This window comes from Streptomyces sp. NPDC059900 (assembly GCF_050270335.1).
In the GTDB taxonomy this organism is placed as follows: domain Bacteria; phylum Actinomycetota; class Actinomycetes; order Streptomycetales; family Streptomycetaceae; genus Streptomyces.
The window spans coordinates 1-10,917 of sequence record NZ_JBNNJZ010000268.1; the positions used below are offsets into that span (position 1 = coordinate 1).

Here is a 10,917-nt window from a genome sequence, read left to right on the forward strand (position 1 = left end):
CCGCCGCCCCCGCAGCACGCGCCGCCGGCGCCGCCCACGCAGCCGCCGCCCTTCGGGGGCGTGCCGGACGCCGGTCCGGTGCATCTGGCCGGGGCGAAGGTGCCGATCGGTCCCGGCCCGCGGGTGGCCGACGCACGCGCCGCCGCCGGGGGCGCCCCGGCCGCCGATGCCGGGCTCGCCGCCTCGTGGTCGCGGTCCAAGGCCGCGGCGAACGGCGTCGACCCCGTGGTGCCCGCGCCTGCCGTGGCGCCGGACGCGGGGTCCGCCTGGCGGCCGTGGCGCTTCCGGATGTCCAACGACGTGTGGGGCACGCCCGCCGTCGCGGGCAACCTCGTCTACGTCACGTCCTTCGAGGTCCACGCCCTGGACGTCGGCACGGGCCGGCGCAGCTTCAAGACGCGGGACGTCGCCTGGTCCATGGCGGTCGCCGACGGCCGCATCCACGCCTCGGACGGCCCCACCCTCTACGCCCTCGACGGCGCCGACGGCACCGACATGTGGCGCCTGAACACCGACGCCTGGGTGTACTCCCTCCAGGCCGACCGCGGCACCGTCGTCACCGGCACGCGCGGCGGCGGCGTGCAGGCCTGGGAAGCCGCGAACGGCCAGAAGCTCTGGGAGATCACCGGGGCCCAGACCGACTTCGAGACCCCCGAGGCGGGGCCCGTCGTCCACGACGGCACGGTCTACGTCTGGAAGGACGCGCGCCTGCGTGCCCTGGAGGCCCGTACGGGCGACGAGCGCTGGTCGTACCCCATCGGCGACGCGGCCTCCTGCGGCGGCGTGCCGGTGCGGCTCGCGCCCGCGCAGGACGGGTACGTGTACGTGTCCGCCGGGACCCGGGTCCTCGCGATCGACGTGGCCGGGGGCCATGTCCGGTGGCACTTCGAGGCGCCCGCGGCGTTCCTGTGCCCGCCCGCGTTCGCGCCGGGGCCCGCCGTCACCGGCGGCGGCGTGTACCTCGCGGACTACCTCGGGACCGTGTACGCCCTCGATGCCGCGGACGGCCGTGACAGGTGGCGCATCGCCACGGAGTCGCGGGCATCGATCGAGCCCGTGCTCGTCGCCGACGGCCATGTGCACGTGGGCAGCGGCAAGGGGCTCTACACCCTGGACGCGGTGACGGGGACGCCGAAGTGGCGGTTCCAGGCGGGCGGCGAGGTCGTCGGCGCGCCCGTCGTCGCCGACCGGCGGATCCACTTCGGGTCCACGGACCACCTGCTGTACACCCTGAAGGCGGACGACGGCCGCCTGCGCTGGAAGCTGGCGACCGGCGGGGAGATCACCGGGGCACCCGTGGTGCGGGACGGCGTCGTGTACGCGTGCAGCAAGGACCGGTGCGTGTACGCGCTGGACGCGGAGCGGGGGACCGGGACGGCCCGGTCTTAGTCGCCCCCGGCCCCGGGGTGCGGGTCGGGTGCGGTCCTGGCCGCCGCTTCGCGGCGAATCTTTCCCGCCCACCCACCCGATTGCCCCGCGTCGCGCCGGCGCCGCGGCAAAACTACTGCCGCTGGCGGCGGGGGAGGGGGCCCGGCCCCTGGCTCGGGGTCCGTCTCGTGACGGCCGTCGTGCCAGTGGTGGAAGGGGGTCCGGACGGCGGCCGTCCACTCGTGACGTTACGCCGAGTGCATGAACCGCGCGAGGCGGCGGTTTGACCCGTTCACTCGCTCACCTGGTACGGAAATCGGACCCGCGGCCCGTGAAGAGGCCCGCCTGGCGGTCCGGGGGCAGATTGCCGAGCGCGATGAGGTGCGGCGCCTGTGCCAGGGCCTGGGTGCGGGCCGCTTCCTTCGCCGACCAGAGCGCCCGTACCGTCCCCTGCACCGGTTCGGTCGGGCAGGCGGCGATCACCTCGGCCGCGCGCGTGGCCGCCGCCAGCAGATCGGCCGCTTCCGTCACCTCCGAGACCAGGCCCGTCTCGTACGCCCGCCGCGCCGATACCCGCTCGGCGGTGCCCATCAGCGACATCCTGGCCACCTCGCCGAGCGGCATCCGCTGCGCCATGAGGATCGCCTCGTACGCGCTGACCATGCCGTACGTGGTGTGCGGGTCGAAGAACGTGGCGTGCTCTGCGGCGATGACGAACTCCGACTCGCCCAGAAGGTAGAACGCGCCGCCGCACGCCATGCCGTTCACCGCGGCGATGACCGGCTTCCACAGGTCGTTGGCCTTGGGGCCGACGGCGAGGAGCGGATCGTCCATCGAGTAGGGGGAGCCCGGCTGCGGTACGTCCGTGTCGCGGTCGATGCCCGTGCAGAACGCCTTCTCCCCGGCGCCGGTGAGGACGACCGCCCGCACGGTGTCGTCGTAGCGGAACTCCCTCCAGGTGGTGGAGAGTTCGTCCGCCGTCGCCTGGTCGATGGCGTTGTGGCGGGCGGGGCGGTCCAGCGTGACGACCGCGACGCCCGTCTCCTTGTCGAACGCCGTACGCAGGCTCATGGCCGCTCCAGGAGCCAGCGGGGCATCGTGATTCCGTCCACGTCGGTGAAGGCGACCTGCACCTTCGCGCCGATGCGGAGCCGCTCCGGGTCGACGGAGTCCAGCGGCGCGTCCGGGGCGGCGACGAGGTTGCCGACCAGGCGGATGCGGGGCGCCTCGGCCAGCTCGACGATGATCGCGTTGTACGGGGCGTGTGCCGCGTACGCGGGGAGCAGGGGCGGGTGTGGCCTTACGTAGGACCAGATGCGGCCACGGCCGCTCATGCGCCGCCACTCGGAGTCGAAGGACTGGCAGTGGGGGCAGCAGGGCCTGGGCGGGAACCGGAGCTCCCCACAAGACGGGTTGGCGCAGGCCTGGATTCTCAGTTCGCCCTGAGCGGCGTACTCCCAGAACGGGGCGCCGTCCTTGTCGATCGTGGGGGCCAGCAGGGGTTCGGTCGTCGCTTCTGCCATGTGGTCGTCCTTTTCCGGGTGCGGGTCCGTCGTGGTTGCTCGCGCAGTTCCCCGCGCCCCTTACGGAGCCCGCAGCAGTACCGCCGATGTCGGTACTCCCTCGCCCGCCGTCACCAAGCACGTTGACGCGTCCGGTACTTGGGCGGTGCTCGTGCCCCGGAGTTGCTTCACGCCCTCGTTGATGAGGTTGAAGCCGTGGACGTAGGCCTCGCTCAGGCCGCCGCCCCCGGTGTTGATCGGGAGCCGGCCGCCGCTCTCCAGTGCGCCGCCCTCCGTGAACGCGCCGCCCTCGCCCCGGCCGCAGAATCCGTATCCCTCCAGGGAGAGGGGGATCAGCGGCGTGAACGCGTCGTAGATCTGGGCCACGTCCACGTCCTCGGGGGCGAAGTCCGCCTGCTTCCAGAGGTGTCGGGCCGCCGTCCAGGCCGGGCCCGTCAGCGGGTCGTCGTTCCAGTAGTTGACCATCCCGTGGTGCTGCGCGGGCAGGCCCTGGGCGACGGAGTGGACGTACACGGGCTTCTGGCGGCAGTCCCGCGCCCGCTCGGCGGAGACGATCACGCAGGCCAACGCGCCGTCCGTCTCCAGGCAGTTGTCGAAGAGACAGAGCGGCTCGCTGATCCAGCGCGACGACATGTACATCTCGCGGGTCAGCGGGCGTTCGTACATCATCGCGGCCGGGTTCTGGTTGGCCCGGTTCCGGCACGCGAGGGCGACATTGAACAGGTGGTCGCGGGTCGCCCCGTACTCGTGCATGTAGCGGCGCGCCAGCATCCCGATCTCGTCCGCCGGGCGGAGCAGGCCGAAGGGCCTCGTCCACTGTCCTGGGGTGGGGAGTTGGACCGCCGTGTTCTTCCAGGGGCGCGGTCCGCTGCCCCGTTTGCGCGAGCGCCAGGCGATGCCCACGCTCGCCTGTCCCGTGGCGACGGCCGCCGCGAGGTGCGCGATGGTCGCGCAGGAACCACCGCCCCCGTAGCCGACCTTGCTGAAGAAGGTCACGTCGCCCGCACCGATCGCCTTGGCGACCTCGACCTCGTCCGTCTCCTCCATGGTGTAGGAGGCGAAGCCGTCGACCTCGGACGGGGAGATCCCCGCGTCGTCGAGCGCGGCGACGATCGCCCGGCAGGCCAACGTCTTCTCGTCCTCGGGCAGTTGTTTGGCGAACGCGGTCTGCCCGATCCCGACTATCGCTGTAGCGTCTTTGAGTGAAGCCATGGGCAACGGCACCTCCGCGAGTGGCGAGGCCCCGGGGCTTCGCCATACGTCGTCCCGACTGCTGACAGCGCGTCAGGTTACAGCTAATCTGACGGATAGTCAGCTACTGCGGCGGAGGGGCTTGTGATGCGCGGCGACCTGGAGTGGGGCAGTATCCCGGGACTGGTCCGGGCAGCCGCCGAGCGGTACGCGGACCGGGAAGCGGTCGTCGAGGGCCGCACCCGCGTCTCGTACGCCGAGCTCGGCCGGCGCGTGGAAAGAGCCGCCGCAGCGTGCATCGCAAACGGGGTCAAATCCGGCGACAGAGTGGCCGTCTGGGCCCCCAACACCCTGGACTGGATCGTCTCCGCGCTCGGCGCGGTGACGGCGGGAGCGGTCCTGGTCCCGCTCAACACCCGCTTCAAGGGCACCGAGGCGGCCTACGTCCTCGAACGCAGCCGCGCGAAGCTGCTGTTCGTGACGGGCACCTTCCTCGGCACGTCGTACGTCGCCTCGCTGCGCCGTGCGGCGGCGGACGGAAAGGGGGACGGGCCGCTGCCCGGCCTCCCGCACCTGGAGCAGGTCGTGGTCCTCTCCGACGACGCCCCGGAGGACTTCCGCACCTGGAAGGACTTCCTGGCCGGCGGTGACGGGGTGAGCGGCCGGGAAGTACGGGGGCGTGCGGACGGCGTCGACGGGGCGGACCCCTCCGACATCGTCTACACCTCGGGCACCACGGGCCGCCCCAAGGGCGCGGTCATCACCCACGCCCAGACCCTGCGCTGCTACGGCATCTGGAGCGAGCTCGCGGGCCTGCGCGAAGGCGACCGCTACCTCATCGTGAACCCCTTCTTCCACACCTTCGGCTACAAGGCGGGGATCATCGCCTGCCTGATGCGCGGCGCGACGATGATCCCGCAGCCGGTCTTCAACGTGGAGACGGTTCTCGCGAACGTGGCGGCGGAGAGGATCTCGGTCCTCCCCGGCCCGCCCACCCTCCACCAGTCGCTCCTGGACCACCCGGCCCGCGACCAGCACGACCTTTCGGCGCTGCGCCTGGTCGTGACGGGCGCGGCGGTGGTCCCCCTGCAACTGGTCGAGCGGCTGCGCGCCGAACTGCACATCGCCACGGTCCTCACGGCGTACGGCCTCTCGGAGGCGAGCGGCATCGTCACGATGTGCCACCAGGGGGACGCGGCGCAGACCATCGCGTCCACCTCGGGCCGGGCCATCCCGGACACGGAGGTGCGGGTGGTGAGCCCCGGCGGCGAGGTCCTCCCGCCGGGGCATCCGGGAGAGGTCCTGGTCCGCGGACACAACGTCATGCAGGGCTACTTCGAGGACCCGGCGGAGACGAAGAAGGCGCTCACGCCGGGCGGCTGGCTGCGGACGGGCGACGTCGGGGTCCTCGACGAGGCGGGCAACCTGCGCATCACCGACCGGATCAAGGACATGTTCATCGTCGGCGGCTTCAACGCCTATCCGGCCGAGATAGAGCAACTCATCGGCGTGCATCCGCAGGTGGCGGACGTCGCGGTGATCGGCGTACCCGATCCGCGGCTCGGCGAGGTCGGCAAGGCGTACGTGGTGCGGCGGCCGGGGGCGGTCCTCACCTCCGACGACCTGATCGCGTGGTCACGCCGCGAGATGGCGAACTACAAGGTCCCCAGGGAGATCGAGTTCGTGACGGAGCTGCCGAGGAACGCGAGCGGGAAGGTCGTAAAGCACGAACTGCGCGGCCGACGTTCTTAGTTGCTCTTCCTAGTTGCTGCTGCTGACGGGCCTGGGGCCCTAGTTGCCGCTGCTGATGATGGCCTCGCGCTCGGCGGCGCTGCACTCGACGCAGAATTCGTTGCCCTCCAGGTCGGTGAGCGTGACCCAGCCGCGTCCATTGGGCTTGCGGTGATCCCCCACGATCGTGGCCCCGAGCCCGACGACCCGCTCGACTTCCTCGTCACGGGTGCGGTCCGTGGGCTGGAGGTCGACGTGCGCGCGGTTCTTCACGGTCTTCGCGTCGGGCACGGTCACGAAGAGCATGGTGATGCCGTCGGCGGTGACCAGGGCTTCCGGATCGCCGGGAAAGTCGTCGTCGGCCAGCTTCCCCCCGAGCACCTCGGCCCAGAAGGTGCCCTGCCGATGGGCGTCGGAACAGTCGAACGTGAGGTGGCGCACGAGAGAAGCCATGGGGGGCACTATCGGCGAGCGGGGTGGTGGGTGTCCATCGAGTTTCCGGGCCGGGGCGGGGCGGGTGATTTGCCGGGGCGGCAAATTTTCTCGCGGGCGGGGGAGGGGTGCGCCCAGGATCATGAGGACGTACGACCTTTCGACTGATCCGGGAGAAAACATGCCGCACTCCGCGCAGACGCATCGACTGGTGGACGTTCTGGGCGGCCGGATCCACCTGGTGGAGCAGGGCGAGGGCCCCCTGGTCCTCCTTGTCCACGGCTTCCCGGAGTCCTGGTACTCGTGGCGCCGCCAGCTCCCCGTCCTCGCCGAGGCGGGCTACCGCGCGGTGGCGATCGACGTACGCGGATACGGCCGCTCGTCGAAGCCGCGGGAGGTGGCGTCGTACCGGATGACGGAACTCGTCGCCGACAACGCGGCGGTCGTACGGGCCCTGGGTGCGCGGACCGCGACGGTCGTCGGCCACGACTGGGGCTCGGGCATCGCGGCGAACTCGGCGCTGCTCGAACCGGACGTCTTCACGGCGGTGGGCATGCTGAGCGTGCCCTACGCACCGCGGGGCGGCCCCCGCCCCACCGAGGTCTTCAGCATGATCGGCGGCCCCGACGAGGAGTTCTACGTCAGCTACTTCCAGGAGCCGGGCAGGGCGGAGGCGGAGATCGAGCCCGATGTGCGGGGCTGGCTCGCGGGGTTCTACGCGGCGCTGTCGGCGGACACGATGCCGCCGCCGTCCGACGGTCCGAGCCTCCACTTCGTACACCGTGGCGGCCGGATGTCCGACCGCTTCACCCCGGACGCTGGCCTCCCCTCCTGGCTGACGGAGGCCGATCTCGACTTCTACGCGGCCGAGTTCGAGCGCACCGGCCTGACCGGCGGCCTCAACCGCTACCGCAACGCCGACCGCGACTGGGAGGACCTGGCCGCCCTCGACGGAGCACCGATCACGCAGCCGTCACTGTTCATCGGCGGCGACCGGGACGCGTCGACGACATGGCTGGCCGACGCGATCAAGGCGTACCCGAGGACGCTCCCCGGCCTGGTCTCCTCGCACATCCTGGAGGGCTGCGGGCACTGGGTGCAGCAGGAGAGGGCGTACGAGGTGAACCGGCTCCTGGTGGAGTGGCTGGGGGGAGTGCACGCGGCGTGAACGGGTGTGGCTGACGGGGGTCAGTGGCCTACCGGGGGCTCCATGCAGCCGGTCTCCATGAACGGGCCGTTGGCCCTCGCCTCGTAGTTCGTCGGCTGGACGAACGCCGTCACGCAGGCGTCCTTGCGGACGCGGAGGCCGATCATGGTGCCTTCGGGGGTGACGTACTCGTCGTTCTCGTAGCGGGAACGCATCTCCTGCACGGTGAGACTCCCGCCGAGGACCTTGCCCTTGCTGCCGGTCTTCACGATCTCGTAGCCGAGTTCGCCGGTGAGCGCGGCCCGGACGCTCTCCGGGTCCCACTTCTTCTCGGCGTGGAGCCGCTTGAGCACGGGCCGCATACGGGCGGCCTCGGCCTGTGCCGCTTCCTCGCTCGCGGGGGTCATGTCGCCGGGGCGGCGGTAGGCGTTGTTGTCGCCGTTGTGGGGCGCACCGTCGACCACACCGGGCTCCACGTAGGGGGAGGGGCCGGGGCCGGAGCTCTGGCTCGGTGCGGGAGCGGCGGCGGTGCCGTGCGGCTTCTCGCCGCAGGCGGATATCAGCGCGGCGCCTACGAGCAGCGCGGACACAGCGCCGAGACGCCGCCGCTGAGTTGAGGTGACCATGCGGACCATGGCGGTGACTCTGCCATGGTCGCGTGATGCGCGGCGCACGATCGGGATACGGCTAGGACACGGTCTGCGCCCGGAACTTCTCCACGAGCGCGGCCGGGGCCTTGTCGGGGGAGCCGGCGTCGTACGGCGGCTGGGGGTCGTACTCGATGAGCAGCTGTACGGTCTGCGCGTGCTCGTCGCCCGCGATCTTCCCGGCCAGGGTGAGGCCCATGTCGATCCCGGCGGAGACGCCCGCGCCGGTGACGTACTTCCCGTCGAAGACGACGCGCTCCCCGGTCGACTCGACCCCGAACTGCTTGATCTGCTCAAGGGCCAGCCAATGGGAGGTGGCGCGCCGCCCCTTGAGCAGCCCGGCGGCGGCGAGGATGAGCGACCCGGTGCAGACGGAGGTCGTCCAGGTGGTGGTGGCGTCGACGCGGCGAAGCCAGTCCAGGAGAGCCTCGTTGCCGAGGGCGGGCTCCGGGCTGCCCGGCACGACGACGATGTCCGGAGTGCTGACCTCGGCGAGGGACTTCGTGGCGACGAGGGAGAGCACGCGATTGTCGTCGAGCACGGGCCCGGCCTGCTCGGCGACGAAGACGACTTCGGCGCCGGGGAGGCCGGAGAGGGTCTGGTAGGGGCCTATCGCGTCGAGGACGGTGAACTTGTCGTAGAGCAGGATCGCGATCTGCATGGGGTCCCTTTCCGGATGCGTGGCGGTGAGGTGCCGTGCGGTGCCTCAAGTCTTCTGCGGGGCGCGAATGTCCGCAATGACGAGAAGCCCACCTTTCCTGCCACTCCGCCATCGCCGCACCCCGCCCGCTCTTGGGTGCCCGGGCCGCGGGACGCGGCTACTCGCAGGGGTGGGTTCGGCTTTGGGTCTTTACGTGGCGTATGAGGTGGGCTAGGCGTTCGGGGGTGGTCGAGAGTTCGGTGGCCGGTGCGTCGCTCTCGCGGAGCTTCACGGTGCCGGGGTGCTGGGCGCACAGCTCGACGCAGTCGGATGAGTCACCGCCGCCGGAGTACGAGGACTTCTGCCATGCGGTCTGCTGTGTCATGTCGGGGTCCTTCACATGCTTCGCATGATGCGGTGGATGAGGTCCTTCGACTCTATGACCCCCAATGCCGCCCCCTCCACCTTGGTCAGGACCTCTCGGTAGCGGCTGAGCTGTGCGTCCGCGTCAAGGAAGGCGCCACCGTGCGGGGTGTCCATCAGCACGGTGTCCAGCTGCGGTACCGGGCCCCGGGCGTACAGCAGCGTGTCCGCTATTCCGGCGAAGCCGTCGACGTCGAACGGAACGATGCGGACGGCCACTTGTGGGTGGTCTGTTCGATCCAGGATGTGCTGCAACTGATCGCGAGCGACCTTGGTGCCGGCGGCCCGGATTCGCAGGGCGGCTTCGTGGATCACCGCCTCGTAGCGGAAGGCTCGGCCCTCGTCGAGAATCTCCTGGCGTCGCAGGCGGAACCGTACGCGTACTTCGAGTTCCTCCTGGGGGAGCTTCGGGACCGTGGACGTGAAAATCGCCCGCACCTGGTCCTCCGTCTGCAGGAGAGCTGGGATGTGAACGCTCTGAAAGGTCCACAAGTCTGAAGCGTGGTGCTCCAGTTCGGCCAGATCCAGGTACCCGGACGGCACCGATTCCCGGTATGCCTCCCACCAGCCCCGCGTCCGTTCGGCTGCCATGCGGGACAGGGCGTCGATCAGGGCGGAGTCGTCGCACGCGTACTGGCTGGCCAGATGACGTACTCGCTCCTCGCTGACGCCGACCCGCGCGGCTTCTGTTGCAGAGACCTTGGTTTCGGCGATACCGGCGGCGCGAGCTGCATCCCGGCCCGTCAGGCCCGCCCGTTCGCGCAACTTGCGCAGCTCGGCGCCGAGCCGTTCCTGGCGTGCGGTGATGATGCTTCTCGCCGGCATGTGCATGGCTCCTTGGGGGAGTTGGAGAAGCCGAGTATCCCAGTTGAGGTTGACGGGGTTCAACTGAACCCCTACGTTCAGTGATGCAACCCTCACGTTGCGGAATCGGGAGGCTCCCGGAAGCGCACCGCCCCGTCACGCCTTGACGGTCGCGGCATGGCCACCGGCGGTTCGCCGCAGTGCTTCTCGACTTCCTTCAGCATCTCCACCCCCACAGGAGTACCGCCATGCCCGAAACACGCCGCGCCGCGAACTGCGTGACGAACCGCGAGGCGACCCGCACCGAGCCCGACGAACCCTGGGAGTACACCCTTTACGTCCCTCACGACCTCCGCGCGGTCACGATCGGCCGCAGAGCCCTGCGCCTGGTCCTCGCCGCGCACGGCCTGCCGCACCTGGCCGAGGTGGCCGAGCTGGTGGCGACGGAGCTGCTGAGCAATGCCCTCCGACATACGAAGGGACCTGCCGCCCTGCGGCTGCGGTGGGCGGGGCGGGTGCTGCGGATCGGGGTATGGGACGGCGATCCGACGCCTCCGGAACTGCCGCCGGACGTCGTATCGGCGTACGCGGAGGACGGGCGGGGCCTCGCGCTGGTCCGGAGCTGCTCCGACGAGTGGGGGTGGTACGCCCTCGCCGGGGTTGCCGGTGGTTCCGTTGGTGGCAGAGGCAAGTACGTGTGGTGCGAGTTGGCTGCCGCGTAGCCCTGGAGCGGGCAGCGCGATGGGGCCGAGCTCAACGCTGCGGCCCCATCGTGGTGCTTCCCCGTGCGGTTCCCCCGTAGTGCTTCCCCCGTGGCCCCCCGACCCCGAGGGTGTTTCCCCCGTGCTCTCCCCCGTGCTTCCCCCGTGGTGACGGTCCGGCAGCGACGGCCGCGGTGGCTCCCCCTCCGCGCCACCGCGGCCGCCCGGTTCCCCCGTCGGGTGTGCGGCTGAGGTCAGTCCGTGGGCGGGGCGGGGGGGTGGCCCTCGCCCTGCGTGGTGGCCGTGGCGT

Annotated in this window: 12 protein-coding genes; 4 read left to right on the plus strand and 8 right to left on the minus strand. The window is 71.0% G+C overall.

The features are described from left to right. Positions 1–1,389 (plus strand): PQQ-binding-like beta-propeller repeat protein (locus ACQKIP_RS28125; RefSeq protein ID WP_427744460.1); only part of this gene is annotated, 1,389 nt, incomplete at its 5' end. A gap of 279 nt (positions 1,390–1,668) precedes the next feature. Here ACQKIP_RS28125 and ACQKIP_RS28130 read toward each other — a convergent pair. From ACQKIP_RS28130 to ACQKIP_RS28140, 3 genes are read right to left on the minus strand one after another with little or no spacing between them, the layout of a single operon-like run. Continuing rightward, a complete protein-coding gene (locus ACQKIP_RS28130) occupies positions 1,669–2,439 on the minus strand; it encodes an enoyl-CoA hydratase/isomerase family protein (RefSeq protein WP_365860422.1) in 771 nt (256 codons plus the stop codon). Next, positions 2,436–2,891 carry a Zn-ribbon domain-containing OB-fold protein gene (locus ACQKIP_RS28135; RefSeq protein ID WP_365860423.1) on the minus strand — a complete coding sequence of 152 codons (456 nt, stop codon included), beginning with the start codon at positions 2,889–2,891 and terminating at the stop codon, positions 2,436–2,438. The genes ACQKIP_RS28130 and ACQKIP_RS28135 overlap by 4 nt, the downstream gene beginning before the upstream one ends. A 60-nt stretch (positions 2,892–2,951) precedes the next feature. Further along, positions 2,952–4,103, minus strand: coding sequence for a lipid-transfer protein (locus ACQKIP_RS28140; protein ID WP_365860424.1), 1,152 nt, complete (start codon positions 4,101–4,103; stop codon positions 2,952–2,954). 126 nt (positions 4,104–4,229) lie between these two features. On the opposite strand from ACQKIP_RS28140, the gene ACQKIP_RS28145 reads away from it, so the two are divergent. Then, entirely contained in the window at positions 4,230–5,834 is a 1,605-nt protein-coding gene (locus ACQKIP_RS28145; RefSeq protein WP_365860425.1) for a FadD3 family acyl-CoA ligase, read from the plus strand. A 39-nt stretch (positions 5,835–5,873) separates the two neighbouring features. On the opposite strand, the gene ACQKIP_RS28150 is transcribed toward ACQKIP_RS28145, so the two are convergent. Further along, the gene (locus ACQKIP_RS28150; RefSeq protein WP_365860426.1) at positions 5,874–6,266 is read right to left on the minus strand and encodes a VOC family protein; all 393 of its coding nucleotides are present in this window, start codon (positions 6,264–6,266) and stop codon (positions 5,874–5,876) included. Positions 6,267–6,426: 160 nt separating this feature from the next. On the opposite strand from ACQKIP_RS28150, the gene ACQKIP_RS28155 reads away from it, so the two are divergent. Further along, the gene (locus ACQKIP_RS28155) at positions 6,427–7,413 is read left to right on the plus strand and encodes an alpha/beta fold hydrolase (protein WP_365860427.1); all 987 of its coding nucleotides are present in this window, start codon (positions 6,427–6,429) and stop codon (positions 7,411–7,413) included. 20 nt (positions 7,414–7,433) lie between these two features. Here the strand turns inward: ACQKIP_RS28155 and ACQKIP_RS28160 are convergent, their stop codons facing one another. From ACQKIP_RS28160 to ACQKIP_RS28175, 4 genes are all read right to left on the minus strand, one after another. Then, on the minus strand, positions 7,434–8,027 hold the full coding sequence (locus ACQKIP_RS28160) for a hypothetical protein (protein WP_427744463.1): 594 nt from the start codon (positions 8,025–8,027) through the stop codon (positions 7,434–7,436). Between the two features lie 52 nt (positions 8,028–8,079). Then, positions 8,080–8,700, minus strand: a complete 621-nt coding sequence (locus tag ACQKIP_RS28165; protein WP_365860429.1) for a DJ-1/PfpI family protein — start codon at positions 8,698–8,700, stop codon at positions 8,080–8,082. A 157-nt stretch (positions 8,701–8,857) separates the two neighbouring features. Continuing rightward, positions 8,858–9,064 carry a DUF397 domain-containing protein gene (locus tag ACQKIP_RS28170; RefSeq protein ID WP_365860430.1) on the minus strand — a complete coding sequence of 69 codons (207 nt, stop codon included), beginning with the start codon at positions 9,062–9,064 and terminating at the stop codon, positions 8,858–8,860. A gap of 11 nt (positions 9,065–9,075) precedes the next feature. Beyond that, on the minus strand, positions 9,076–9,927 hold the full coding sequence (locus tag ACQKIP_RS28175) for a helix-turn-helix domain-containing protein (protein ID WP_365860431.1): 852 nt from the start codon (positions 9,925–9,927) through the stop codon (positions 9,076–9,078). Between the two features lie 227 nt (positions 9,928–10,154). On the opposite strand from ACQKIP_RS28175, the gene ACQKIP_RS28180 reads away from it, so the two are divergent. After that, positions 10,155–10,628, plus strand: a complete 474-nt coding sequence (locus ACQKIP_RS28180) for an ATP-binding protein (RefSeq protein ID WP_365860432.1) — start codon at positions 10,155–10,157, stop codon at positions 10,626–10,628. Positions 10,629–10,917 lie beyond the last annotated feature (289 nt).

Excerpts from the sequence above, each read along its gene's own strand:
- ACQKIP_RS28130 (WP_365860422.1), bottom strand. The coding sequence starts at position 2,439 with ATGAGCCTGCGTACGGCGTTCGACAAGGAGACGGGCGTCGCGGTCGTC.
- ACQKIP_RS28135 (WP_365860423.1), bottom strand. The coding sequence starts at position 2,891 with ATGGCAGAAGCGACGACCGAACCCCTGCTGGCCCCCACGATCGACAAG.
- ACQKIP_RS28140 (WP_365860424.1), bottom strand. The coding sequence starts at position 4,103 with ATGGCTTCACTCAAAGACGCTACAGCGATAGTCGGGATCGGGCAGACC.
- ACQKIP_RS28145 (WP_365860425.1), top strand. The coding sequence starts at position 4,230 with ATGCGCGGCGACCTGGAGTGGGGCAGTATCCCGGGACTGGTCCGGGCA.
- ACQKIP_RS28150 (WP_365860426.1), bottom strand. The coding sequence starts at position 6,266 with ATGGCTTCTCTCGTGCGCCACCTCACGTTCGACTGTTCCGACGCCCAT.
- ACQKIP_RS28155 (WP_365860427.1), top strand. The coding sequence starts at position 6,427 with ATGCCGCACTCCGCGCAGACGCATCGACTGGTGGACGTTCTGGGCGGC.
- ACQKIP_RS28160 (WP_427744463.1), bottom strand. The coding sequence starts at position 8,027 with ATGGTCCGCATGGTCACCTCAACTCAGCGGCGGCGTCTCGGCGCTGTG.
- ACQKIP_RS28165 (WP_365860429.1), bottom strand. The coding sequence starts at position 8,700 with ATGCAGATCGCGATCCTGCTCTACGACAAGTTCACCGTCCTCGACGCG.
- ACQKIP_RS28170 (WP_365860430.1), bottom strand. The coding sequence starts at position 9,064 with ATGACACAGCAGACCGCATGGCAGAAGTCCTCGTACTCCGGCGGCGGT.
- ACQKIP_RS28175 (WP_365860431.1), bottom strand. The coding sequence starts at position 9,927 with ATGCCGGCGAGAAGCATCATCACCGCACGCCAGGAACGGCTCGGCGCC.
- ACQKIP_RS28180 (WP_365860432.1), top strand. The coding sequence starts at position 10,155 with ATGCCCGAAACACGCCGCGCCGCGAACTGCGTGACGAACCGCGAGGCG.